24 protein-coding genes and 1 riboswitch are annotated in these 22,664 nt (G+C 66.1%); of the genes, 11 read left to right on the forward strand and 13 right to left on the reverse strand.

Going from position 1 to position 22,664, the window contains the following annotated elements; genetic code table 11:
- Positions 1-5: 5 nt before the first annotated feature.
- The 3 genes from H7F35_RS07750 (at position 6) to H7F35_RS07760 (ending at position 2,395) form a co-directional block, all read left to right on the forward strand.
- On the forward strand, positions 6-962 hold the full coding sequence (locus H7F35_RS07750) for a PhoH family protein (RefSeq protein ID WP_187112335.1): 957 nt from the start codon (positions 6-8) through the stop codon (positions 960-962).
- A gap of 357 nt (positions 963-1,319) precedes the next feature.
- A complete protein-coding gene (gene ybeY, locus H7F35_RS07755) occupies positions 1,320-1,778 on the forward strand; it encodes an rRNA maturation RNase YbeY (protein WP_187112336.1) in 459 nt (152 codons plus the stop codon).
- Between the two features lie 2 nt (positions 1,779-1,780).
- Positions 1,781-2,395 carry a class I SAM-dependent methyltransferase gene (locus H7F35_RS07760; RefSeq protein WP_187112337.1) on the forward strand — a complete coding sequence of 205 codons (615 nt, stop codon included), beginning with the start codon at positions 1,781-1,783 and terminating at the stop codon, positions 2,393-2,395.
- Here H7F35_RS07760 and dtd read toward each other — a convergent pair.
- Positions 2,389-2,835: a D-aminoacyl-tRNA deacylase gene (gene dtd / locus H7F35_RS07765; protein ID WP_187112338.1), complete on the reverse strand. Its 447-nt coding sequence runs from the start codon at positions 2,833-2,835 to the stop codon at positions 2,389-2,391. The genes H7F35_RS07760 and dtd overlap by 7 nt on opposite strands.
- A complete protein-coding gene (locus H7F35_RS07770) occupies positions 2,832-3,746 on the reverse strand; it encodes a cation diffusion facilitator family transporter (RefSeq protein WP_187112339.1) in 915 nt (304 codons plus the stop codon). Before H7F35_RS07770 ends, dtd begins: the two co-directional genes overlap by 4 nt.
- A gap of 154 nt (positions 3,747-3,900) precedes the next feature.
- Here H7F35_RS07770 and H7F35_RS07775 point away from each other — a divergent pair, with 154 nt between their 5' ends.
- Positions 3,901-4,431, forward strand: coding sequence for a FecR domain-containing protein (locus H7F35_RS07775; protein WP_187112340.1), 531 nt, complete (start codon positions 3,901-3,903; stop codon positions 4,429-4,431).
- A complete protein-coding gene (locus tag H7F35_RS07780; protein ID WP_187112341.1) occupies positions 4,428-5,045 on the forward strand; it encodes an OmpA family protein in 618 nt (205 codons plus the stop codon). The genes H7F35_RS07775 and H7F35_RS07780 overlap by 4 nt, the downstream gene beginning before the upstream one ends.
- A 27-nt stretch (positions 5,046-5,072) precedes the next feature.
- On the opposite strand, the gene tyrS is transcribed toward H7F35_RS07780, so the two are convergent.
- Positions 5,073-6,305 (reverse strand): tyrosine--tRNA ligase, encoded by a 1,233-nt coding sequence (tyrS, locus tag H7F35_RS07785; RefSeq protein ID WP_187112342.1) that lies wholly within the window; start codon positions 6,303-6,305, stop codon positions 5,073-5,075.
- Between the two features lie 159 nt (positions 6,306-6,464).
- Between tyrS and H7F35_RS07790 the strand changes: the two genes are divergently transcribed.
- Together H7F35_RS07790 and H7F35_RS07795 are read left to right on the forward strand one after the other, a co-directional pair.
- A complete protein-coding gene (locus H7F35_RS07790) occupies positions 6,465-7,811 on the forward strand; it encodes a M23 family metallopeptidase (RefSeq protein ID WP_187112343.1) in 1,347 nt (448 codons plus the stop codon).
- 38 nt (positions 7,812-7,849) lie between these two features.
- A complete protein-coding gene (locus tag H7F35_RS07795) occupies positions 7,850-8,974 on the forward strand; it encodes an anhydro-N-acetylmuramic acid kinase (RefSeq protein WP_187112344.1) in 1,125 nt (374 codons plus the stop codon).
- A 16-nt stretch (positions 8,975-8,990) separates the two neighbouring features.
- On the opposite strand, the gene mdtD is transcribed toward H7F35_RS07795, so the two are convergent.
- The 6 genes from mdtD to H7F35_RS07825 all read right to left on the reverse strand — a co-directional run bounded on the left by mdtD (position 8,991) and on the right by H7F35_RS07825 (position 13,863).
- Complete coding sequence (mdtD, locus tag H7F35_RS07800) at positions 8,991-10,424, reverse strand: multidrug transporter subunit MdtD (RefSeq protein WP_187112345.1); 1,434 nt, start codon at positions 10,422-10,424, stop codon at positions 8,991-8,993.
- Positions 10,425-10,514: 90 nt separating this feature from the next.
- Positions 10,515-10,880: an iron-sulfur cluster insertion protein ErpA gene (gene erpA / locus H7F35_RS07805; protein ID WP_007827949.1), complete on the reverse strand. Its 366-nt coding sequence runs from the start codon at positions 10,878-10,880 to the stop codon at positions 10,515-10,517.
- A 184-nt stretch (positions 10,881-11,064) separates the two neighbouring features.
- On the reverse strand, positions 11,065-11,457 hold the full coding sequence (gene rpsI / locus H7F35_RS07810) for a 30S ribosomal protein S9 (RefSeq protein WP_007827948.1): 393 nt from the start codon (positions 11,455-11,457) through the stop codon (positions 11,065-11,067).
- A gap of 12 nt (positions 11,458-11,469) precedes the next feature.
- Entirely contained in the window at positions 11,470-11,901 is a 432-nt protein-coding gene (gene rplM, locus H7F35_RS07815; protein WP_007827946.1) for a 50S ribosomal protein L13, read from the reverse strand.
- A 187-nt stretch (positions 11,902-12,088) separates the two neighbouring features.
- Complete coding sequence (locus tag H7F35_RS07820) at positions 12,089-13,345, reverse strand: S1C family serine protease (protein WP_187112346.1); 1,257 nt, start codon at positions 13,343-13,345, stop codon at positions 12,089-12,091.
- Positions 13,342-13,863, reverse strand: a complete 522-nt coding sequence (locus H7F35_RS07825) for a hypothetical protein (RefSeq protein ID WP_187112347.1) — start codon at positions 13,861-13,863, stop codon at positions 13,342-13,344. The genes H7F35_RS07820 and H7F35_RS07825 overlap by 4 nt, the downstream gene beginning before the upstream one ends.
- Before the next feature lie 180 nt (positions 13,864-14,043).
- Between H7F35_RS07825 and H7F35_RS07830 the strand changes: the two genes are divergently transcribed.
- Positions 14,044-14,994 carry a 23S rRNA (adenine(2030)-N(6))-methyltransferase RlmJ gene (locus H7F35_RS07830; RefSeq protein WP_187112348.1) on the forward strand — a complete coding sequence of 317 codons (951 nt, stop codon included), beginning with the start codon at positions 14,044-14,046 and terminating at the stop codon, positions 14,992-14,994.
- A gap of 15 nt (positions 14,995-15,009) precedes the next feature.
- On the opposite strand, the gene H7F35_RS07835 is transcribed toward H7F35_RS07830, so the two are convergent.
- The 4 genes from H7F35_RS07835 to ahcY all read right to left on the reverse strand — a co-directional run bounded on the left by H7F35_RS07835 (position 15,010) and on the right by ahcY (position 18,827).
- Complete coding sequence (locus H7F35_RS07835; protein WP_187112349.1) at positions 15,010-15,615, reverse strand: septal ring lytic transglycosylase RlpA family protein; 606 nt, start codon at positions 15,613-15,615, stop codon at positions 15,010-15,012.
- Positions 15,616-15,704: 89 nt separating this feature from the next.
- On the reverse strand, positions 15,705-16,529 hold the full coding sequence (gene metF, locus H7F35_RS07840; protein ID WP_187112350.1) for a methylenetetrahydrofolate reductase [NAD(P)H]: 825 nt from the start codon (positions 16,527-16,529) through the stop codon (positions 15,705-15,707).
- Positions 16,530-16,539: 10 nt separating this feature from the next.
- Complete coding sequence (locus H7F35_RS07845; RefSeq protein WP_187112351.1) at positions 16,540-17,316, reverse strand: TlyA family RNA methyltransferase; 777 nt, start codon at positions 17,314-17,316, stop codon at positions 16,540-16,542.
- A gap of 71 nt (positions 17,317-17,387) precedes the next feature.
- Positions 17,388-18,827: an adenosylhomocysteinase gene (ahcY, locus tag H7F35_RS07850; RefSeq protein WP_187112352.1), complete on the reverse strand. Its 1,440-nt coding sequence runs from the start codon at positions 18,825-18,827 to the stop codon at positions 17,388-17,390.
- Positions 18,828-18,890: 63 nt separating this feature from the next.
- Positions 18,891-18,959, reverse strand: a riboswitch (S-adenosyl-L-homocysteine riboswitch).
- A 162-nt stretch (positions 18,960-19,121) separates the two neighbouring features.
- Here ahcY and H7F35_RS07855 point away from each other — a divergent pair.
- From H7F35_RS07855 to phaP, 3 genes are all read left to right on the forward strand, one after another.
- Complete coding sequence (locus tag H7F35_RS07855) at positions 19,122-21,209, forward strand: hypothetical protein (protein WP_187112353.1); 2,088 nt, start codon at positions 19,122-19,124, stop codon at positions 21,207-21,209.
- A 152-nt stretch (positions 21,210-21,361) separates the two neighbouring features.
- Entirely contained in the window at positions 21,362-22,003 is a 642-nt protein-coding gene (locus H7F35_RS07860; RefSeq protein ID WP_187112354.1) for a hypothetical protein, read from the forward strand.
- Positions 22,004-22,152: 149 nt separating this feature from the next.
- Complete coding sequence (phaP, locus tag H7F35_RS07865; RefSeq protein WP_187112355.1) at positions 22,153-22,653, forward strand: TIGR01841 family phasin; 501 nt, start codon at positions 22,153-22,155, stop codon at positions 22,651-22,653.
- The last annotated feature ends 11 nt before the right edge of the window (positions 22,654-22,664 follow it).

Here is a 22,664-nt window from a genome sequence, read left to right on the forward strand (position 1 = left end):
TTGAAATGTCCGGCGTGATTCTGCGACACACCTTTACCCCACTGAACAATTCGCGCCTCGGTCACCTGTGCGGCCCCCTGGATGCGCACCTGCGCCGCATCGAGGAAGCCCTGGGAGTGAAGATCGCGCACCGTCACGAGCAGTTCAAGGTCGACGGCCCGAAGGCCACCGCGCGGCGCGCAATGGACGTGCTGCAGGCACTCTACGAAATTGCCCAGCGCACGATCGACCCGGCCGTGGTGCAGCTCACGCTGGCCGGCGACGGCTCGATGACCGAGGGCGACGACGACGCGGCCATGCTCGTCACCCGCCGCCCCGACCTGCGCGCACGCACGCCCACTCAGGCGCTGTATCTGGACAACATCGCCAAGCACGACATCACTTTCGGCATCGGCCCGGCCGGCACGGGCAAGACTTACCTGGCGGTGGCCTGCGCGGTCGATGCGCTGGAGCGGGCGGCGGTGCAGCGCATCGTGCTCACGCGTCCGGCGGTGGAAGCGGGCGAGCGGCTCGGCTTCCTGCCGGGTGACCTGACGCAGAAGGTCGACCCGTATCTGCGCCCGCTGTACGACGCGCTGTACGACCTGATGGGCTACGAGAAGGTGCAGAAGGCCTTCGAGCGCAATGCGCTGGAGATCGCGCCGCTGGCCTTCATGCGCGGGCGCACGCTGAACAACGCTTTCGTGATCCTGGACGAAGCGCAGAACACTTCGGTCGAGCAGATGAAGATGTTCCTCACGCGCATCGGCTTCGGTGCGCGCGCGGTGGTGACGGGCGACGTGAGCCAGATCGACCTGCCCAAGAACCAACTGAGCGGGCTGATCGACGCGGAGCGCGTGCTCAAGCGCGTGAGCGGCATCGCGATCACGCACTTCACGAGTGCGGACGTGGTGCGGCATCCGCTGGTGGCGAAGATCGTGGACGCCTATGACGGGCAGCGCAAGCGTGCGGGGGCTCACTGATGCGGGCTTGCTTTTTTGTTCGTCGCGTTGTGTTTGGAGTGCGTCGTTCTTCAGGGCGCGCCCACGCCGACGGTGTGCTCTGCTCCGCGAATGTCCCCCGGGGCGCTGCGCGCCCCTCCTCCTTTATTTCGCTGCGCAGAGCACACCGCCAGCGTGAGCGTTATGCACAGCGGTCGTTGATCGGCTGCACACCAGCAGCGTGCCCTGTGCGCATGACACCGGGTGCTCCCCGCAGCGAAATAAAGGAGGAGCGAAGCGGGGGACATTCGCACAGGGGAGTACCCGGTGTCATTCGCACAAGCCCCGAATGTATCCAGCATCCGCACCCGCAGCACAACGCCCAACGGAGCCACTGAAATGGCACTCCCCACACTGTCACTCTCCCTGCAGTTCGGTCGTTTCAAAGGCGTCGAACGGCATCGCGCCGCATTGCCGCGCCACAGCGTGACGCGCTGGATTCGCCATGCGCTCGACATCGACGGCGAGATCACCGTGCGCATCGTCGATGCCGACGAAGGCCAGCGCCTGAACCGCGAGTTCCGCGGCAAGGACTACGCCACCAACGTGCTGACCTTCGACTATGCGAACAACCCGCTGGTGATGGCCGACCTGGTGCTGTGCGCGCCGGTGGTCGCGCGCGAGGCGAAGGAAAACCGCAAGACGCTGGCCGCGCACTACGCGCACCTGCTGGTGCACGGCACGCTGCACGCGCAGGGCTGGGACCACGAGACCAGCGAAGGCGACGCCGATGAGATGGAAGCGTACGAAATCGAGATTCTTGCGGGCCTGGGCATTCGCAATCCCTACGGCAAGTAGCAGTGACGAACGCGGGCGCGAACACCGATCCCTGGCTGACGCGGTGGCTGCCCCTGCTGGTGGAACGGGCCCGTGAAGGCCCGGTGCTCGAACTGGGTTGCGCGGCGGGTCGCGACAGCGCCACGCTGGTCGATGCGGGCCTGCATGTCGTGGCGGTCGAGCTGTCGTCGGAAGCGGTGACGCACGCGCGTGTGCGGGTGCCGGCCGGTGCGCAGTTTCACTGCCAGGATTTTCGCGATCCGTTTCCGCTACCAGCCGACGCCACCGTGGGCGTGGTGCTGGCCAGCCTGTCGCTGCATTACTTCGAGTGGGCTGCGACGCTGGAACTGGTCCGACGCATTCATCGCGTGCTGCGTCCAGATGGCGTGCTGCTGTGCCGACTGAATTCGGTCAACGACCTGCACTACGGAGGGCGCGGCCCGTCGTCGGTGACCGGCAGGGATGAAGACTGCTTCTACCTGTTCGACGGTTTCCCCAAGCGCTTCTTCGACCGCACTGCGGTGGAACAGCTCTTTGCCGACGGCTGGCACATGCACCATCTCGCAGAGGTCACGATCGACCGCTACGAGCACCCGAAGGTCGCGTGGGAAGTGGTGCTCGAGCCCCGGCCTTATTGAGCGGTCATCTGCAGCGGGATCGTGACCGGTCCGTCGTTGAGCAGGTGCACCTGCATGTCGGCGCCGAACTCGCCGGTCGCCACCACCGGATGCGCGGCGCGCGCCTGGGTCACGAAGTAGTCGTAGAGCCTGCGCCCTTCGTCGGGCGATGCAGCCTGGGTGAAGCTGGGGCGGTTGCCGCCGCTCACATCGGCCGCCAGCGTGAACTGGCTCACGACCAAGAGGCCGCCGCCGACGTCCTGCACGCTGCGGTTCATCTTGCCGGCGTCGTCGGAAAAGATGCGCAGCTTGAGGATTTTCGCGAGCATGCGGTCGGCCAGCGCATCGACGTCGCCGCGCTCGGCGCACAGCAGCACGAGCAGGCCTGCGTCGATGGCGCCGACGGTGCGGCCCGCGATGTCGACACGGGCGTGGGCCACGCGCTGGAGCACGGCTTTCATGAGTGATGTTCCTCGAGTCGGGTGGCGCGCGCTTCCATGGTCAGCGGCAGCAATTGAATGGTCACGCGCAGGCCGGGCACGGCGTCCATCAGGGCCTGCTCCAGTTCGTCGCGCATGTTCGCGGCGCGTTGCAGGGTCCAGTCGCCGGGCACGTGCATGTGCAGGTCCGCAAAGCGGCGCTGGGCGGCGCCGCGCGTCACCATGTCGTCGAAGCGCAGCCGGTTGCCTTCGGGCTGGCGTGCGGCGAAGGCGTCGAGGGTGGCGCGCACGGTGGCGATGGTCTCGGGGTCAAGGGCTTCGTCCATCAGCCCTTGCGACGAGCGCCACACCAGCTTGACGCCCTCGCGCACGATGTTGAGCGCGACGCCGATGGCGAGCAGCGGATCGAGCCAGAGCCAGCCACTGAAATGCACGCCGATGATGCCGATCACCACGGCGGCGGAGGTCCAGACGTCGGTCATCAGGTGGCGGCCGTCTGCTTCCAGCGCAATCGAGCGGTGCGTGCGCGCCGCCCGGAACAGCACGATGGCCAGCGCCGCATTGAAGCCCGAGCTGATCACCGACAACGCAAGGCCCCAGCCCAACTGCTCCAGGGGCTGCGGGGACAGTAGCCGCTGGATGGAAACCCACAGGATCGCGATGGCGGCGCCCACGATCAGGATGCCTTCGAAGCCCGAGGAGAAATACTCGGCCTTGTGGTGGCCGTAGGGATGGTCGTCGTCGGCAGGGCGCTCGGCGATGGTCACCATGGCCAGCGCGAACATGGCGCTCGCGAGGTTGACGAAGGACTCCATCGCGTCCGAGATCAGGCCCATGGAATTCGTCATGTAGCCGGCCAGTCCCTTGAGCACGATGGTGATCAAGGCAACGACTACTGACACACGAAGCAGCGTTTTGGGGTTCAACGTCATGCAAATTTGGTCGAGTTTTGGGCAAAAGGCCACGCGAAAAGCGGTAAAAGGCCGCAAGAACCGAGTGAATTATCGGCCTCGTGTCCACATGTAACGCCTTCGCCTTAACATTTACGACTATCGCGAAAACATTCCAATCGCAGAGAGCCAGACGATGAAAAATTTCTTGATCGCCCTGGGCGGTCTTGCCATTGTGGGCTCAGCCACATTGGCGCAAGCCCAGACACCGCCCCCCGCACCTGCAACGCCCATTGCCCCCGTTGCGGCGCCTGCCGTGGCGCCTGCCGCAACCGCAGCCGAACTCCACGCGGGCTTCGTGAAGTCCGTGCGCGGCAATGTGCAACTGCTCGGCGCGGCCGGCACCACGCGCCCGGCCAACCCCGGTGACGCGCTGGGCGCCGTCGACCGGATCGTGACCGGCCCCGACTCCTCCGCCGCCGTGGTGCTGCGCGACGACACAACGCTGGTGGTCGGCCCCTCGTCGCGCCTGGACCTGAAGGAATTCCACTTCGACGGCACCACGCACGAAGGCGGCATGCTGGTCTCGCTGCTGCGCGGCTCGATGCGGATGATCACCGGCCTGATCGGCAAGACGAACCCCGACGCGGTGCGGGTCGAGACGCAAACAGCCACCATCGGCATTCGCGGCACCGACTTCATCGTGCAGGCGGACGGCCAGCCATGAAGATGAAGACATCGCGCTACGCCTCGTTCCTTGCTGCCGCATTGGTGGCCCTGCTGCTCGCCGCATGCTCGACGCCGGGCACGCGCGTGGTGCTGCTGCCCCAGGCCGATGGCACGCCTTCCGCCGTGGTGGTGCGCGCCAAGGACGGCGAAGAAGTCCTCTCGCAGCCCTACCAGCGCGCCACTGCGGCCGTGGGCGCCAAAGGTGCGCCGGTTGTCGACCGGGCCGACGCGGCCAAGGTGCAGGCAGAGAACAAGCCGTTGTTCGACATGCGCCCGCCCCTGCCACAGCGCTACACGGTGTACTTCGAGCTGGGCGGCACGACGCTGACAGCCGCTTCGCAGCAGATCATGACCGAGGCACTGGCTGCGGCGCTGGCGCGCAGCGGTGGCGACATCGTGGTGACGGGCCATACCGACACCAAGGGAACCGTCGAGCAGAACGACGAGCTTTCGCGCCGTCGAGCGCAGGAAGTGGCTCAGCTGTTCGTGGAGCGCCAGTTCCCGGCGAGCCGCATCGAGGCGGTGGGCCGGGGCGAACGCGAACTGGCAGTGCCCACGGCCGATGACGTGGACGAGCCGCGCAACCGGCGCGTCACCATCGAAGTTCGCTGAGGGCAGGCCCCGCGGGGCCTGTGTCGATCAGCTCAGGGTCACGCGCGCGAACTTGCGCTTGCCGACCTGCACCACGTAGATGCCCGCAGGCAGCTTCAACCCCTTGTCACTGACCACTGTCGAGTCGACCCGCACACCGCCACCGTCGATCAGGCGGTTGCCTTCCCCCGACGAAGCTGCCAGGTTTGCCTGCTTGAGCAACTGCCCGATGCCCAACGGGGCGCCTGTCAGCAACACCTCGGGAATCTCGTCCGGCACGCCGCCCTTGCTGCGGTTGACGAAATCCTGCTCGGCCGTCTCGGCCGCCGCCGCGCTGTGGAAGCGCGTGGTGATTTCCTTGGCCAGCGCGACCTTCGCATCCTTCGGGTTGCGGCCACCCGCGATTTCCGCCTTGAGCGCCTCGATCTGCGCCAGCGACTGGAAGCTCAGCAGCGTGTACCAGCGCCACATCAGGTCGTCGGAAATCGACAGCACCTTGGCAAACATGGTGTTGGCGTCTTCGCTGATGCCGATGTAGTTGTTCTTGCTCTTGGACATCTTTTCGACGCCATCGAGCCCTTCCAGCAGCGGCATAGTGAGTATGCACTGCGGTTCTTGACCATACTCCTGCTGGAGATGTCGGCCGACGAGCAGGTTGAACTTCTGGTCGGTGCCGCCCAGTTCGAGGTCGCTCTTGAGCGCGACCGAGTCGTAGCCCTGCATCAGCGGGTAGAGAAACTCGTGCACCGAGATCGACTGGCCGGCCTTGAAGCGCTTGTTGAAGTCGTCGCGCTCCATCATCCGGGCGACCGTGTACTTGGCCGCGAGCTGGATCATTCCGCGAGCGCCCAGCGGGTCGCTCCATTCGGAGTTGTAGCGAACCTCGGCGCGATCCACGTTCAGCACGAGGCGCAACTGGTCGAAGTAGGTCGCGGCGTTGGCCTCGATCTGCTCGCGCGTCAGCGGCGGTCGGGTGTTGTTGCGCCCGGAAGGGTCGCCGATGGTGGTCGTGAAGTCGCCGATCAAGGGGATCACGGTGTGCCCCAAGTCCTGCAACTGGCGCATCTTGTTGAAGACGACCGTGTGCCCGAGGTGGATGTCGGGAGCCGTGGGGTCCAGGCCGAACTTGATGCGCAGCGAGGTTCCAGTGGCCTCGGCCCGCTGCAGCTTTTTCACCCACTCGTCCTGCGGCAGCAGCTCGTCAGCGCCGCGGAGGGATATTTCGAGTGCTTGTCTTACACCATCTGAGAGGCTGGCGGATGTAACAGAATCGGCATTCATAGGCTTTTTTGGCTGACTTTTTAGATGCCGAAGCTATACTCAGCCCGACTTTTCAAGCGCCGAATTCTAAGCGGCGCTTTTTCCGCACCGTCTCCTGCCGCCCTGAACGTACTGGGCCTTGCAGCACGGATTTGCAGAACCTGAGCTGGAATTCAAAGTTTGATCAACGGCATTCTTGCCGCCGAGGAGCTTCTCGCTTCTCGCGTGGCCTATACGTTCCGGACCTACCCCAAGCAGATCACCGCGATCATCGCGGCGGCCTTGCTGAGCGCCGGCACCCTCGCGGTCGCCTCGCTGGGTCCTGACGCCTCCGACCTCCCCGTCCGCCAGATTCTCGAAGCGGCGGCCCCGGTGTCTTTCGCCGACCAGACGGCATCGCTCGAAAACTTCAGCTTCACGCTGTTTCGCACCGATGTCACACGCTCGAGCGACACGGCCGAGGCGCTGCTGAAGCGCCTGGGCATTTCCGACCCCACCGCCACCGCCTTCGTGCGCGGCAGCCCCGAAGCCCGCAATGCGCTGTTCGCGCGCGCCGGCCGCACCGTGACGGCCGAGGCCACGCAGGAAAACCGGCTCCAGAAGCTCAGCGCCCGCTGGATTCCCGACGGCGACGGCGGCTTCAAGCGCTTCGTCATCGAACGCACGCCTACCGGCTTTGCCGGCGTCACCGAGCGCGACACGCTGACGCCGGGCACGCGGCTGGCCAGCGGCACCATCCGCACCTCGCTGTTCGCCGCCACCGACGACTCGCGCATTCCCGATGCCGTGGCGAGCCAACTGGCCGACATCTTCGCGGGCGACGTCGACGTGCGCGCGCTGCGCAAGGGCGACCGCTTCGCCGTGGTCTATGAAACCCTCGAGGCCGATGGGCAGGCGCTGCGCAGCGGGCGCGTGCTGTCGGCCGAGTTCGAGAACAACGGCAAGGTGCACCAGGCCGTCTGGTTCCAGCCCCCGGGCGCGAACCAGAAGGGCAGCTACTACCGCCCGAACGGCGACAGCCTGCGCAAGGCCTACCTGGCGACGCCGGTCGAGTTCTCGCGCGTGTCGAGCGGCTTCGCGATGCGCATGCACCCGATCCTGAACAGCTGGCGCCAGCACAACGGCATCGACTACGCGGCGCCCACGGGCACCTCGGTTCGCACCGTGGGCGATGGCACGGTCGATTTCGCCGGCACGCAGAACGGCTACGGCAACATCATCATCATCAACCACCGCAACAACCAGCAGACGGCGTATGCGCACCTGAGCCGCATCGACGTCAAGGCCGGCCAGAGCGTGAGCCAGGGCCAGGCCATCGGCGCGGTGGGCTCCACCGGCTGGGCTACCGGCCCGCACCTGCACTTCGAATTCCGCGTGGGCGGCGTCTACCAGGACCCGGCTTCCATCGCGCAAGAAGGCGGCGCACCGATCACCGCGGCGCTGCGCCCGGCCTTCGAGCGGATCGCCGTGGGCGCCCGCACCGAGCTGGCGGCCGCGTTCTCGGTCATCCAGGCCAGCGCGGACTGAATCGCCGCCTCGCGGCCTTCCAGCCTCCTCGAAACACCATGGCCGCCGAGCTTTTCATCGGCCTGATGTCGGGCACCTCGCTCGACGGTGTCGATGGCGTGCTTGCCGATCTTTCCGACGGCCGCATCGCGGTGCAGGCCTACGCGACGGCCGAGTTTCCCGTGTCACTGCGGGCCGAGCTGCTGGCGCTGAACACACCGGGCGACAACGAACTGCATCGTGCAGCGCTGGCCGGCAACGGGCTTGCGCGGGCTTATGCCGGCGTGGTTCATCAGCTCCTGGCGGACAGCGGCACGGCCGCCGAGGCCGTCACCGCCATTGGCGCCCACGGGCAGACGGTGCGCCACCGGCCGATCGAATTCGATGAGGTCGGCTACACGCTGCAGATCAACAACCCCTCGCTGCTGGCCGAACTGACGGGCATCGACGTGGTCGGCGACTTCCGCAGCCGCGACCTGGCCGCGGGCGGCCAGGGTGCGCCGCTGGTGCCTGCCTTCCATCGCGCCCTGTTCGCGCGCGCCGACGAGACCGTTGCGGTGCTGAACATCGGCGGCATTTCCAACTTGAGCCTGCTGCCGGCCACCAATGCGCCGGACGGCGCCATCGTGCGCGGCTTCGACTGCGGCCCCGGCAACGCGCTGATGGACCACTGGTGCCAGACCTACCTCGGCCAGCCTTTTGACCGCTGCGGCCAATGGGCGGCCAGCGGGCAGGTGCTGCCTGGTCTGCTTGCGCAGTTGCTGGCCGATCCCTACTTCGCCAAGGCGCCGCCCAAGAGCACGGGGCGCGACCTGTTCAACCCGACCTGGCTTGCCGCGCAACTCGGCACCACGGCGATGGAGCCGGCCGATGTGCAGGCGACGCTGACCGAATTGACCGCAAGCGCTTGTGCAGCGGACGTTCGGCACTACGGAAAAGATAGCAAGTTGCTAATCGTCTGCGGTGGCGGCGCATTGAACGACCACCTGCTCGAACGCCTACGGGCGTTGCTGCCCGGCGTGGAAGTGGCTGCCTCGAACGATCACGGCCTGCCGCCCCAGCAGGTCGAAGCGGCCGCCTTCGCCTGGCTGGCCCGCGCCACCGTGCGGCGCGAGCCTGGCAATCTGGCGAGCGTGACCGGCGCACGCGGTCCCCGGGTGCTGGGCGCGATCTACCCCGCCTGAGCGCCTGTTGGCGGCGTCAGCCCTGGCCGGAAACCTCCGGCTGCGCCGGATGCGCTGCGCGCACTTCGCCCGGCAAATGCCAGAAGATCAGCGCAGAAGCGATCGTGATCAACCCCATGCTTGCAAAAGTGGCCTGGAAGGCATCCAGCGTGTGCGCCGCCGTTTCGGTGCCGAAGATGCCGTTGTAGCCCGCCAGCACGGCGCCGGCCGCCGCCACGCCCAGGCTCATCGCCAGCATCTGCACCATCGACAGCAGGCTGTTGCCGCTGCTCGCCATGCTGCCGTCCAGGTCCTTCAAGGTGATGGTGTTCATGGCCGTGAACTGCAGCGAATTGACCGCGCCAAACGCCAGCAGTTGCAGCACGTGCAGCACCATGGGCTGGCCCGGCGCCGTCAGGCCGAAGCTGGCCATCGTGAGCCCCACCAACACGGTGTTGACCACCAGCACCTTGCGGTAGCCGTGGCGCGTGATCAGCGGCGTGGCAAAGCGCTTCATGGCCATGCCGGCCAGCGCGATCGGCAGCATCATCAGCCCGGCCCTCACCGGCGAATAGCCCATCGACACCTGCAGCAGCAGCGGCACCAGGAAGGGCATGCAACTGCTGCCCAGGCGCGAGAACAGGTTGCCGATCAGCCCGATGCTGAGCGTCGGCACGCTGAAGAGCGAGGGCGCGAACAGCGGCTCGGGTGTGCGTGCCGCGCGCAGCCAGTAGGCCACCACGCTCGCGAAGCCGAAGATCAGCACGACCATCACGCCACCCTGGCGCAGCCCCAGTTCGGAAACGCCGTCGAGCGCCAGCGAAATTGCCACCATGCCGAAGGCCAGCATCGCGTAGCCCACACTGTCGAAGCGCTTCTGCACGACGCCGCGCAGGTCGGGCATGTACTTGAGCGTGGCGATGCAGCCCGCCAGCCCCACTGGCACGTTGATCAGGAAGATCCAGTGCCAGGAAGCGTACTGGACCAGCCACCCGCCCAGCGTAGGCCCCAGCAAGGGCCCTATTAGCCCCGGGATGGCCACGAAACTCATCGCCTGGAGGAACTCCCCGCGCGGCACCGTGCGCAGCAGCGACAGTCGCCCCACGGGCAGCAGCAGCGCCCCACCAAGCCCCTGCACCACGCGCGCCGCCACCAGTTGGCCCAGGCTGTGCGACAGCGCACACAGCACCGAGCCGATCGCGAACAGCACGATGGCCGAAAAAAAGATGCGCCGCGTGCCGAAGCGGTCGGCGATCCAGCCCGAGGCGGGGATCAGCATCGCCATGGTGAGCGCATAAGCCACCACCACCGACTGCATGCGCAGCGGGCTTTCGCCCAGGCTCGCTGCCATCGCCGGCAACGCCGTGTTGATGATGGTGGCGTCGAGCGTCTGCATGAAGAAGCCGACGGCCACGAGCCACAACAGGCTCTTGCGGGCGGGATCGACGGGGATGGCTGCCTCGGAGGTCATGGAAGAAAAGGAAAAGTGAAAAGACGACGGGCAGCAAAAAGCCGCCCGGAGGCGGCTTCTTGAGGGGGCTGGATCAGCAGCATCCAGGCATCAGGCCGAGAAGCTCGATCCGCAGCCGCAGGTGCTGGTGGCGTTCGGGTTCTTGATCACGAACTGGGCGCCTTGCAGATCTTCCTTGTAGTCGATCTCCGCGCCGACCAGGTACTGGTAGCTCATGGCATCGATCAGCAGCGACACACCATTCTTGGTCATGGTGGTGTCGTCTTCGTTGGTGATTTCGTCGAAGGTGAAACCGTACTGGAAGCCCGAGCAGCCGCCACCCTGCACGAACACGCGCAGCTTCAGATCGGGATTGCCTTCTTCGGCGATCAGGTCGGCCACCTTGGCTGCCGCGCTGTCGGTGAAGACAATCGGCTCTGGCATCTGGGTCTGGATGTTTTCGGCTACGGCGCTCATGGGGTGGTTACTCCTGGGGGGCCGAACGAACGGCCAATGGAACGAATGCTACTGCAATGCCGCATTTCCGGCAGGCGGACTGTGGCGTGCACCCCAACGCAAGTGGGGTTGGATGCCTCGCACACCAAGTACTGGCAACGAAAAAGCCGCCCGAAGGCGGCTCTTGTGTTCGCAAGGAACAGGATCAGCGCTTGCTGAACTGCTTGCGACGACGGGCGGAGTGCAGACCGACCTTCTTACGTTCGACTTCACGCGCATCGCGCGTCACGAAGCCGGCTTGGCTCAGCACGGGCTTGAGCGTTGCGTCGTAGTCGATCAGCGCACGGGTGATGCCGTGGCGCGTGGCGCCGGCTTGACCCGATTCGCCGCCACCGTTCACGTTGACCATCACATCGAATGCTTCGAGGTTGTTGGTCAGCGCCAGGGGCTGCTTGGCAATCATGATCGAGGTTTCGCGGCCGAAGAACTCTTGGATGTCCTTGCCGTTGACCGTGATCTTGCCGGTGCCTTTTTTCAGAAACACACGAGCGACGCTGGATTTGCGACGGCCGGTGCCATTGTTCCATTCACCAATCATTCTCAAGGCTCCTTACAGTTCCAGCACTTTGGGCTGTTGGGCGGTATGCGGGTGCTCAGCACCACCGTACACCTTGAGTTTCTTGATCATCGCGTAACCAAGCGGGCCCTTGGGCAGCATGCCCTTGACAGCCTTTTCCAGGGCGCGGCCCGGGTGCTTGTTCTGCATGTCGCGGAAGTTCGTCGCCGTGATACCGCCGGGATAGCCCGAGTGACGGTAGTACACCTTGTCGATCGACTTGGCGCCGGTGACGCGCAGTTGCGCGGCGTTGATGATGACGATGAAGTCACCGGTATCGACGTGAGGCGTGTAAATGGCCTTGTGTTTGCCGCGCAAACGGAGAGCAACTTCGCTGGCTACTCGTCCGAGGACCTTGTCGGTCGCGTCAATCACAAACCACTCGTGCGTCACGTCAGCGGGCTTGGCGCTGAACGTTTTGGTCATGAGTTTTTCTCTTTGAAGAGGGTTTGGCGAGCCCTTTTCCACGGTCGGCGTTCCTCTGATGGGAATCTCTTAGGTGGGTTTTGCAAGCCTGCCAAAGCAGGTGAGTGCCCTTCGCCGCGGGGCTACAAAAACGCTGCGAAGCCCGCGATTATATGAAGAAACGGCCAAATGGCCAATTTCCTGCAAATCAGCGCTGGATGCGGACGAATTCCATGGTTTCGCTGCCGCCGACCGAGCCCGTGCGCTGGATCTCGCCGTCGAACTTGACGACCCGCCCCAATTCGACGCTGTACCACGCGGTGCCCGTGAAACGGGCGCTGATCGTGGTTAGCGGCGCGCCTCCGTAGGCCCCGTAGATCCAGCCCTCGTAGGCCACTCGCGTCACGTTCATTTCCGTGCCGCCGATGTGCATCGGGCGCTCCTCGCCCACGGTGGCGTCCAGTTCGTGCCGCTGCCTGCCACGCGTCGTGTAGTCCAGGTGCCAGCGCATCCCAGGCTGCATGTCCTTTCGGCCCCAGCCGCCGGGCGGCGCTGAGGAATCGAAAAGACCGCCGAGCGGGGACGGTGCCGACACCAGCCGCCCATCTGCTTTCTCGATGCGTCCGCCACCGTTGAACGACAACACGTCGCCGTCGATCCGGTCCAGCCGGTAGATCACCGGCGTGCGGATGCCCGTCAGCTTGTCGGTGTGCACGTATTCGATTGCGTCGCCACGGTGCAGCGGCACGGCGAGCCCGGCTGCGCCGCCGCTGCCGGCTTCGGCCGTCTTTCGGACCGTCTCGGCGGCGGCAGGCCCGCTCGGACGCGTCTCCAGCATCGCCTTGGCGCGCGCCGGCAGCTCGGCCAGAAATTCGATCGGGACCGCGAAATTGAGGCTGCCACCATCCCTGGCACCGAAGCTCGTGATGCCCAACAGCCGGCCTTCGCTGTCGAACAGGCCGCCACCGCTGGAGCCCGGCGAAATGGCGGCGGTGGTCTGCAGCAGCGGCGCTTGCGAATCGCCGCCGCGAAGCCCCGACAGAATCCCTTCGCTGAGCGTGTTCTCCAGGCCCAGTGGATTACCGATGGCATACACGCGCTGACCGACATGCGCACTGCCCGCGGGCGCGAGTGGAACGGGCGCAACGCTGAAATTCGCGACCTTGATCTGGCACAGGTCGCGCGCCGGGTCGGGATATTCCAGCGTGGCGCCGTAGGTGACGTTGTCTTGGCGAATCACGAAGCTGCTGGCCTTGGCCAGCACATGGCAATTGGTGACCAGCCGCCCGGGCGCAATGACCACCGCACTGCCCGCCCGCAACGGACGCTCTTGCGCGTCGAAGGTGCGGACGGCCCAGACGCCGCCCGACACTTTGGTGAACAGCGCGTCGGGCTCCAGCGCCGAGGCGTTGCCGGCGGCGAACACGACCGCCAGCGAGATGAATGCGCGATGGACCCGCTTCATGGCTTGGGGGGTAGCAAGCCCGCGAGATCGTCGATCGAGACGCGAGCGTCGGGCTGCGCCTTCGGCGCCGGCGCCGGGACGGGGGGACTCACCTGAGGCGGGGCCGCGCCCGTCGCCGGCTTGCCAGCCACCGACGCCAGCTTCGTCTCCCCGACGCGCACGCCCACCGTCACCTGGTCGCCCGTCTGCGCGCTCCGGTCGAAATTCCGCACCTCGCCGAACACCAGTTGCATCCAGCTCGGATAGTTGAAGCCGGCTCCCGTGCCAGAATCGACCGCGGCGCCGATCACGCCGCCCAGCAGGATGTTGCCCACCATGCCCGTGTTGACGCGGGACACGGCCTGTCCGCTGGCTGGCGCATAGCCGGGCTGCGTGCATTCGATGTTCAGATTGGCGCTCGAACGGCGCACCGGCAGGCTCTGGCCCGAGCGCATCACCGCGTCGTTCTTGTCATTCGTTACCAGGCACTTGGCACCGTCGACCACCTGGCCTGCAGGCGTCCGCGTCTCGATCTTCACGTTTTGCGTGGTGCCGTGGGTGACCGACGCACAGCCCGTCAAAATAGACAGAACGCCTGCGCCAACGAACAGGCCCCAAAATCGCCATCCAGTTCCTCGCATCATCTGCCCTTTTTGTTAGCCAATGTTTCCGGGCAAGTCTAGCGTTCTCCCTTCTTTATTCTTCAGGCACCATTTCTCATGTTCAGTTACCGCCACGCCTTCCATGCCGGCAACCACGCCGACGTGCTCAAGCACACGGTGCTGATTGCCACGCTCGACCACATGCTCGAAAAAGAGGCCGCACTGACGGTCGTCGACACCCACGCCGGCGCCGGCCTGTATCGCCTTGACGGCGACTACGCCGGCACCAGCGGCGAGGCGGCCGACGGCATCCTGCGCCTGCTTGCGGAAAAGAAAGAGCCCGCCACGCCCATCCCTGCAGCGAAGTCCGCTGCAAAAAAGGTAGCGCCCAAAGCCGAAGTCCCGCTGGCCGACGCCATCGCGCGCTACCTCGGCGTGATCCACGACTTCAACCCCAAGGGCGGGGCGCGCGTCTACCCGGGCTCGCCGTTCATCGTGCAGCACCTGCTGCGCGACCACGACAAGCTCAAGCTGTTCGAGCTGCACCCCACCGACTCGCGCACGCTCGAAGCCAACATTGCCCAGCTCGAAGCCGGCCGCCAGATCGCCGTGCTGCGCGACGACGGCTTCGGCAGTGCCACCAAGTTCCTGCCGCCGCCCTCGCGCCGCGCGCTGGTGCTGATGGACCCGAGCTACGAGATCAAGAGCGATTACGCCCGCGTGCTCGACTTCGCGGCCGAGGCGCTCAAGCGCTTTGCCACCGGCACCTACGCCATCTGGTATCCGATCATTCCGCGCCCCGAGGCGCACGACCTGCCACGGCGCCTGAAGACGATGGCGACCAAGGCCGGCAAGTCGTGGCTGCACGCCACGCTGACGGTCAAGTCCAGCAAGATCACGACGGACGCCTCGGGCGAGACGCACCGGCCGGGCCTGCCGGCCAGCGGCATGTTCCTGATCAATCCGCCGTACACGCTGAAGCCGCTGCTCGCGGCTGCACTGCCGCAACTGGCAGAGCGCCTGGCGCAAGACCGGCACGCCACCTTCTCGCTCGATTCGGGCGGCTGAAGCCGAACGGCTTGTCTATCGGCGGCGGCGCGGCGGCACGGCCGCCTTGCGCCGTGCGGGAGCCGGCGCCTTCGCGCGATCAGCCACCGGCGCGGGCGCCTGCGCATCGCCCGACTCCACGGACAAGCCGCCGCAGCGCATGCCCTCCCGGTCGACGACGGTCAACGCCACCTGCTTGATGCCCAGCCCGGTCAGGCCGATGCGGTCGGCCGCCGCGCGGCTCAGGTCGATCACGCGGCCCAGCGCGTAGGGGCCACGGTCATTGATGCGCACCAGCACTTCGCTGCCATTCACGAGACTGCGCACACAGACGCGCGTGTTGAAAGGCAGGGTCTTGTGGGCTGCCGTCATGGCGGTCATGTCGAAGCGCTCGCCGCTGGCGGTCTTGCGCTGATGAAACTGGATGCCGTACCAGGAAGCACCGCCGCGCTCGAAAATGTCGCGCGGGCCGTCGTCGCCGGGCACGCCGTCATCGGGCGTCAGTTCGCCGGTACCCGACACGGCCAGGTCGTAGCGCACCGAGGGCACATCGGAGCGCGCGGGCACGCCCGGCGGCACGGCGAGCGCGCGTGCCAAGGGCTTCAACTGGCCATCGGCCGTGCCCTCGGTGGCCGGAGGCATGGCGCAGCCCGCGAGCACGCAGGTCGCAGCGACGAGGGCTATGCGAAGCCCCGCGCGCAACGTACCCGCCGCTCCGGCCGCGCGCCCTGTCAATCGAGGCGCTCCAGCAAAGCCAGCGTCGCCGCCGACTGGTTCATCGTGTAGAAGTGCAGCGCCGGCGCGCCACCGTCGCGCAGGCGTGCGCACAGGTCGGCGACCACGTCGAGGCCGAAGGACTTGATCGACGCGATGTCGTCGCCAAAGCCCTGCAGCCGCAGGCGAATCCAGCGCGGAATCTCGGCGCCGCAGGCGTCGGAGAAGCGCATCAATTGCGTCGAACTGGTGATCGGCATGATGCCGGGCACGATGGGCGTGTCGATCCCCAGCTTGCGCACGTCGTCGACGAAACGGAAGTAGGCCTCGGGGCTGAAAAAGTACTGCGTGATGGCCGAATCGGCACCCGCCTTCACCTTCGCGGCAAAGGCCTGCAGGTCGGCTTCGGGCGAACGTGCCTGCGGATGGATCTCGGGGTAGCAGGCCACCTCGATGTGGAAGTCGCGGCCGGTCTCTTCGCGGATGAATTCCACGAGGTCGCTCGCATAGTGAAACTCGCCGCCGATGCCGTAGCCGCTCGGCAGGTCGCCGCGCAACGCCACCAGGCGCTTGACGCCCATGGCCTTCAGCTCGGCGAGTTGCTCGCGCACCGTGGCACGCGTGGCGCCGATGCACGAGAAATGGCTCGCGGCGTCGACGCCTTCAGAAAGAATCTCCTGCACCGCACCGAAAGTGCCCTGGTGCGTGGAGCCACCCGCGCCATACGTGACCGAGCAGAACTGCGGCTTGCGCACATACAGCTGCTGGCGCACGGCGCGCAGCTTGACCGCGCCTTCGGGCGTCTTGGTCGGAAAGAATTCGAAGCTCAGCGGAAGGCGCACCTGCGTCTCCTTAAGAACCGTTCGCTGCGTCCGCGCGAACGGCATGAATGAAAAACTCGCGGTTGCCGTCGCCGCCGGCGATCGGGCTGTCGAACCACTGCAGCACGCGCAAATCGAGCGCCTCGCAAGCCTCGCGCAGGCGCTTTTCGACCACCGCATACATCGACTCGTCGCGCACGATACCGCCCTTGCCGACCTGGCCGGGCTGCAGCTCGAACTGCGGCTTGACCAGCATGAGCAAACGGCCGTCTTCGGCCAGGAACTCGACGACAGCCGGCAGAACGAGCGTGAGCGAGATGAAGGACAGGTCGCCAACGATCAGGTCGAAGCGCGACTCACCTTCTTCTTCCAGATCGTCCGGCGAGAGGGCCCGCGCATTGACGCCTTCGATGGCGACGACGCGCTCGTCCTCGCGCAACTTCGCATGCAGTTGCCCGTGGCCGACATCGACGCCCACAACCTTCGTCGCACCGCGCTGCAGCAGGCAATCGGTGAAGCCGCCGGTCGACTGGCCCACGTCGAAGCACAGCTTGCCGGCGGGATCGATCCCGCTGACCTGCAGTGCCCCTTCGAGCTTCAGGCCGCCGCGCGACACATAGCGCGCCTCGGCCGCATCGACCAGCTCCAGCTCGGCGGACTCGGGCACGTCGTCCTTGTTCTTGACGACCGAGCGCCACGCGTCGCTCGTGCCCGCGTCACGCCAGCGCATGCCGCCGGCAATCAGCCGCACGGCCTGCGAACGCGACGCGGCAAGGCCGCGCTCCACCAACAGTTGATCAGCGCGCATGAGCGAAGCGCCGGGCCGCCCCAAGCAAGCTCGCACCGCAGTGCGAAGCACGAAGGTTTTTCATCGTGCTATCAGTAACGGTACGTGTCCGGCTTGTACGGGCCGTTCTTGCTCACGCCGATGTAGGCGGCTTGCGAGTCGGTCAGCTCGGTCAGCATGGCGCCGACCTTCTTCAGGTGCAGGCGCGCCACCTTCTCGTCCAGGTGCTTGGGCAGCACGTAGACCTTGCCGACCTGGTAGGCGTCGGTCTTGGTGAACAGCTCGATCTGGGCGATGGTCTGGTTCGCGAACGACGACGACATCACGAAGCTCGGGTGGCCCGTGCCGCAGCCCAGGTTCACCAGGCGGCCCTTGGCCAGCAGGATGATCTTCTTGCCGTCCGGGAAGGTGATGTGGTCGACCTGCGGCTTGATTTCTTCCCACTCGTACTTCTCGATCGACGCGACGTCGATCTCGTTGTCGAAGTGGCCGATGTTGCAGACGATGGCCTGGTCTTTCATGGCGGCCATGGTGTCGTGCGTGATGACGTCCTTGTTGCCGGTGGTCGTCACGAAGATGTCGGCCTTGTCGGCGGCATATTCCATGGTCACGACCTTGTAGCCTTCCATCGCGGCCTGCAGGGCGTTGATCGGGTCGATCTCGGTGACCCACACTTGGGCGCTCAGTGCGCGCAGCGCCTGTGCCGAGCCCTTGCCCACGTCGCCGTAGCCGGCCACGCAAGCGACCTTGCCGGCGATCATCACGTCGGTTGCGCGCTTGATGCCGTCGACCAGCGATTCACGGCAGCCGTACAGGTTGTCGAACTTGCTCTTGGTGACCGAGTCGTTCACGTTGATGGCGCGGAACAGCAGCGTGCCCTTGGCGCTCATTTCGTTCAGGCGGTGCACGCCCGTGGTGGTTTCTTCGGTCACGCCGATGATTTCGGCGGACTTGCGGGTGTACCAGGTCGAATCGACGGCCAGCTTGGCCTTGATCGCGGCGTACAGGATGCGTTCTTCTTCGCTGGTCGGGTTGGCCAGCACGCCCAGGTCCTTCTCGGCGCGTTGGCCCAGATGCATCAGCAGCGTGGCGTCGCCGCCGTCGTCCAGGATCATGTTCGGGCCTTCGCCCTTCGATCCCTTGGGGCCGAAGTCGAAGATGGCGTGCGTGTATTCCCAGTAGTCCGTCAGCGACTCGCCCTTGATCGCGAACACCGGCGTGCCTGCGGCAGCGATGGCGGCGGCGGCGTGATCCTGCGTCGAGAAGATGTTGCACGAGGCCCAGCGCACCTCGGCGCCCAGGGCTTGCAGCGTCTCGATCAGCACGGCCGTTTGAATGGTCATGTGCAGCGAGCCCGTGATGCGCGCGCCCTTGAGCGCCTGGCCCTTGGCGAACTCTTCGCGGATGGCCATCAGGCCGGGCATTTCGGTTTCCGCAATGCGGATTTCCTTGCGGCCCCAGGCGGCAAGGGAAAGGTCGGCGATCGCCTGGTCGGCGGTCGAAACGGGGGTCGGCTTGAGAACAGCGCTCATGAGAACTCCAAAACTGGTTTGAAAGATGCCACTGCGTACGGGGAAAAAACTCACCGCGAGAACAGCGGATGAGCGTGGTTGCGATGTGGTCCGAGCCTCACGCCTGATGGCGCTGCAACGCTCCTCGGAACCGCGGATTGTAGACGGGGCGCAAGGCCGAGCCAAGCCGGGGGGTTTGGGCTGCCATTTGTCAGCCTCGGCGTTAAAGACACCTCTTTTTACGATTTCCCCGGGGTTCGGTTCAGGAGCCAGCCGGCTCGCTGCCTAGCCCATCTGAAAAGAAGAGGGATCCACATGAGGATGACGAGATATCTCGCGGGTTGCGGACTGGCCGCCTTGCTGGCGGCCTGCGGAGGTGGCGGTGGCGGCGGCGCGCCCGGCGGCGGGCTCCCGCTGTCCGGTGGCAATGCCCAGCCGCAAGCAGAAGTCGCGGTGGCAGCCGCGATGGCCAAGGCACAGGACAACGCCGACGCGCGCAGCGGCACCTACCGCGTCTACGCGGCCAACGGCACGCAGCAAACGCTGTCGGTGGACTTCGACACCGCCAGCTACACGATGACCGACAACCTCAGCGTGGCGGAATCCGGCTCCTTCAGCGAGGACTTCACCGAACCGGGCACCTACGTCTTCGCCAGCAGCCGCATTAGCTCGGCGGCCAACACGGCGCGCTTCCGCGTCACGGCCGATGCCATCGTCGGCGCGTTCCCGTTCCAGGCGGCATATTCGAGCCCTGCCGCATACGCGGTGCAGCCCTTCGTGGCCGCGCGCAACTTCCTGACAGCGGCGGCGCAGCTCGACGGCACCTACAACCGCTTCGGCGTCACGCGCAGTCCCGGCGGGCCGGATTCGCAGATGCTCGCCATGCGCATTTCAGGCAGCGGCACGCTGCTGGAGTTCTGCTTCGACAACGTGATCTACAAGATCGACCTCTGCCCCGCCGCCTCCAAGCGGACGTATGCGGTCACGGCCGGAATCGACGACGCGTGGGTCGCGACGAACACCGCCAACGCGAACGAAACCGCGAACTTCCGCATGGCGCGCATCGGGGGCCAGAACGTCTACCTGAGCGCCGGCCTGAGCACCACGCCGGCGGTGCAGTTCCTGCGGGTCGCCCTGCCCGAATCACCCAACTGGCCCACCACGCGCGGCCTGGGCGCATCGACCGAGGGCAGTTGGGGCAGCAACCTCATCGACACCGCGAACTCCGTGCGAACCGCCACCAATCTGGATGGTTCCTACGGCAGCCTGACGCTCCCGGTGGGTGGCACCTTCTCGTCGCAGCCCGAAGGCATCCGCCTGCTCAACGCCAGCGGAACGCGCAAGTACTACGCGATGCAGAACGGCCTGCTGTCGGTGGTCGTCGGCACGCGCAACCCGAATACGCAGGGCTACATCCAGATCAACCTGATCGACACCGGCCCGGCCCCCGATGCACGCAACGGCCGCTACAAGGTCTACGCCGCCAACGGCTCGCGGCAGACGCTGGCGCTGAACATGGACAGCCTGCGCTACGAGATGACCGACGACACCGGCGTCACCGCATCCGGCAGCTTCACGGCAGACAGTGCCGAGGCGGGCAGCTTCGTCTTCGACAGCAGCCGCATCACAAGCCCGACGAACACGGCGCGTTTCAGGCTGACGACGGACACGGTGGTCGGCGCATTCCCGTTCGCGGTGGCGCAGGTCACGCCGGCCAGCTACGCGGTGCGTCCGTTCGTCGCCTCGCGTGCGCTGGTCAAGGCACAGGCCGAGCTTGACGGCGTCTACAACCGCCTGGGCATCAACCTGACGGCCACCACCGGAGACTCGTCGATCACCCAGATCCAGGTCGCCAACGGCGGGACCACGCTCTACCTGTGCAACGACAACGGGGTGTACCGCATCGACAACTGCCCCACAGCCTCGGTGCGGACGTACACCGTGTCGGCAGGGCCGACCGTCGACACCTGGCACATCGTGAACGTGACCAATCCGTCGGACAACGGCAACTTCGGCATCGCGCGCATCGGCGGCGACAACGTGTATCTCTCGGCCGGCATCGTGCCTTCGACGCCCACCACCTCGGTGTTCCGCATCGGCCTGCCGGAGCGCGCGACCTGGCCCACCATCGCCGCGCGCGGCGGCGCCACCAACGGCAGCTGGGGCAACACATCCATCGGCGCCACCAGCTATGCGCGCACGCAGGTGCTTCCCGACGGCACGTCGGCCACCCGCAGTGCCACGCTCGCCACGATGGGCATCATCGGCCCGCTCAACATGCGCCTGGCCTCGTTCAGCGGCCCCGAAGGCCACTTCGCGAGCCAGAGCAACAAGCTCTTTGCGATGGTCGGCTCGCGCAACCCGGCCACCGCCGGCGCGATTGAAATCGACCTGATCGACTGACGCTCCGAAGGCGCAGGCCAAAGGCCGCATGCCGCATCGCGCGGCATGCGGCCTTTCTTCATTCCGCGTGCTCATTTCCACCTAATTCGGCAGCCGGCACGTTTGGCCGCAGCGGCGTACATTGGCTTCATCCCCCACCCTCGAAAGCTCTCATGTCGCTTCTACCCGGCGCCCCCAAGGTCCTGCTCGCCACCGCCGCCCTGTGCCTGACCGCCGCCGTTCTGCCGATCTCCGCGGCCGCCCAGACCTCCGAGACCGTGCGCATCCGGGGCACCCTCGTGCGCGTCGACGCAAACACCCTCATCGTTCAGGACCGTGGCGGCGAAGTCATCAGCCTTGCGCGGCCGGCCGACATGGCGGTGTCGGAGGTCTACCGCATCAAGCTGTCCGACATCAAGCGCGGCAGCTTCATCGGCACCGCTGCCATGCCGCAGGCCGACGGCACGCAGAAGGCGCTCGAAGTGGTGGTGTTCCCCGAGGCCGCGCGCGGCACCGGCGAAGGCCATCGCCCATGGGACCTGCTGCCGCAGAGCACCATGACCAACGCCACCGTGGCCGACCTTGCCGCCGCGCCGAAATCGGTACGCGGCGGGCAGCAACTGCGGCTGACCTACAAGGGCGGCGAAAAAACCGTGATCGTGCCGCCCGACGTGCCGGTGGTTACCTTCCGCCCCGGCACCGAGGCCCTGCTGGTGCCCGGCGCCAAGGTGCTGGTGAACGCGCAGGAAAAGAACGGCACGCCCACGGCGCTGCGCGTGACGGCCGGGCGCAACGGCTTCGCGCCGCCGATGTAATCAATCGGTCACCCAAGGGAAATCCCGCAGGCATTTTTTTCGCTGCGGTGAACTTGGCCGTGCCGGTGCGGCGTATCGTGGCGAGGGACTTTTGCCGTCCGGCTGGTCCTTGCCATCCACCCGTTCACCCGCACAGGAGATACCGCACCATGGCCACTGCCAAGAAAGCCGCCGCCAAGAAGACCACTGCCAGCAGCAGTGGCAGCAGCAAGGCGGCTGCCCCCAGCGCCGCCGACATGCTCAACCCGCTGAAAAATCTCAAGGGCATGACCGACCGCCTGCAGGAACTCAACCTGACCGGCGGCGCGGGCAAGCTGCTCGAAAGCGGCCGCAAGGACCTGCAGGCGCTGATGCAGGCCAACGAAAAGTCCTACCAGGGCCTGCAGACCGTGGTGCAGCGGCAGACCGAGATGATCAAGAGCGCCATCGGCGAATGGCAGACTGCAGCCAAGGAAATGCCCGGCAAGGACGCCAAGGCCAACCTCGCCAAGCTCGACGAACTGGGTCGCCAGTCGTTCCAGCGCGCCATCGACGACATCAAGGAGCTGGCCAACCTCGCCGCCAAGTCGCAGGCCGATGCCTTCGACGTGGTGCGCCAGCGCATCCAGTCCAACGTGGACGAAGTGACCAAGCTGCTGCAGCGCAAGTAAGCAAGCAAGCC

This window comes from Variovorax sp. PAMC26660, from assembly GCF_014302995.1.
GTDB lineage: Bacteria > Pseudomonadota > Gammaproteobacteria > Burkholderiales > Burkholderiaceae_C > Variovorax.

What these genes read in the sequence shown, in the direction of transcription:
- dtd (WP_187112338.1), bottom strand. Translation starts at nt 2,835, where the DNA reads ATGAAAGCCGTGCTCCAGCGCGTGGCCCACGCCCGTGTCGACATCGCG.
- rplM (WP_007827946.1), bottom strand. Translation starts at nt 11,901, where the DNA reads ATGACCAAAACGTTCAGCGCCAAGCCCGCTGACGTGACGCACGAGTGG.
- H7F35_RS07845 (WP_187112351.1), bottom strand. Translation starts at nt 17,316, where the DNA reads ATGCGCGCTGATCAACTGTTGGTGGAGCGCGGCCTTGCCGCGTCGCGT.
- H7F35_RS07835 (WP_187112349.1), bottom strand. Translation starts at nt 15,615, where the DNA reads ATGCCTCCGGCCACCGAGGGCACGGCCGATGGCCAGTTGAAGCCCTTG.
- H7F35_RS07820 (WP_187112346.1), bottom strand. Translation starts at nt 13,345, where the DNA reads ATGAAGCGGGTCCATCGCGCATTCATCTCGCTGGCGGTCGTGTTCGCC.
- ahcY (WP_187112352.1), bottom strand. Translation starts at nt 18,827, where the DNA reads ATGAGCGCTGTTCTCAAGCCGACCCCCGTTTCGACCGCCGACCAGGCG.
- tyrS (WP_187112342.1), bottom strand. Translation starts at nt 6,305, where the DNA reads ATGAATGCCGATTCTGTTACATCCGCCAGCCTCTCAGATGGTGTAAGA.
- ybeY (WP_187112336.1), top strand. Translation starts at nt 1,320, where the DNA reads ATGGCACTCCCCACACTGTCACTCTCCCTGCAGTTCGGTCGTTTCAAA.
- H7F35_RS07780 (WP_187112341.1), top strand. Translation starts at nt 4,428, where the DNA reads ATGAAGATGAAGACATCGCGCTACGCCTCGTTCCTTGCTGCCGCATTG.
- erpA (WP_007827949.1), bottom strand. Translation starts at nt 10,880, where the DNA reads ATGAGCGCCGTAGCCGAAAACATCCAGACCCAGATGCCAGAGCCGATT.
- H7F35_RS07860 (WP_187112354.1), top strand. Translation starts at nt 21,362, where the DNA reads ATGTCGCTTCTACCCGGCGCCCCCAAGGTCCTGCTCGCCACCGCCGCC.
- H7F35_RS07855 (WP_187112353.1), top strand. Translation starts at nt 19,122, where the DNA reads ATGAGGATGACGAGATATCTCGCGGGTTGCGGACTGGCCGCCTTGCTG.
- H7F35_RS07750 (WP_187112335.1), top strand. Translation starts at nt 6, where the DNA reads ATGTCCGGCGTGATTCTGCGACACACCTTTACCCCACTGAACAATTCG.
- mdtD (WP_187112345.1), bottom strand. Translation starts at nt 10,424, where the DNA reads ATGACCTCCGAGGCAGCCATCCCCGTCGATCCCGCCCGCAAGAGCCTG.
- H7F35_RS07770 (WP_187112339.1), bottom strand. Translation starts at nt 3,746, where the DNA reads ATGACGTTGAACCCCAAAACGCTGCTTCGTGTGTCAGTAGTCGTTGCC.
- H7F35_RS07775 (WP_187112340.1), top strand. Translation starts at nt 3,901, where the DNA reads ATGAAAAATTTCTTGATCGCCCTGGGCGGTCTTGCCATTGTGGGCTCA.
- H7F35_RS07830 (WP_187112348.1), top strand. Translation starts at nt 14,044, where the DNA reads ATGTTCAGTTACCGCCACGCCTTCCATGCCGGCAACCACGCCGACGTG.
- rpsI (WP_007827948.1), bottom strand. Translation starts at nt 11,457, where the DNA reads ATGATTGGTGAATGGAACAATGGCACCGGCCGTCGCAAATCCAGCGTC.
- phaP (WP_187112355.1), top strand. Translation starts at nt 22,153, where the DNA reads ATGGCCACTGCCAAGAAAGCCGCCGCCAAGAAGACCACTGCCAGCAGC.
- H7F35_RS07795 (WP_187112344.1), top strand. Translation starts at nt 7,850, where the DNA reads ATGGCCGCCGAGCTTTTCATCGGCCTGATGTCGGGCACCTCGCTCGAC.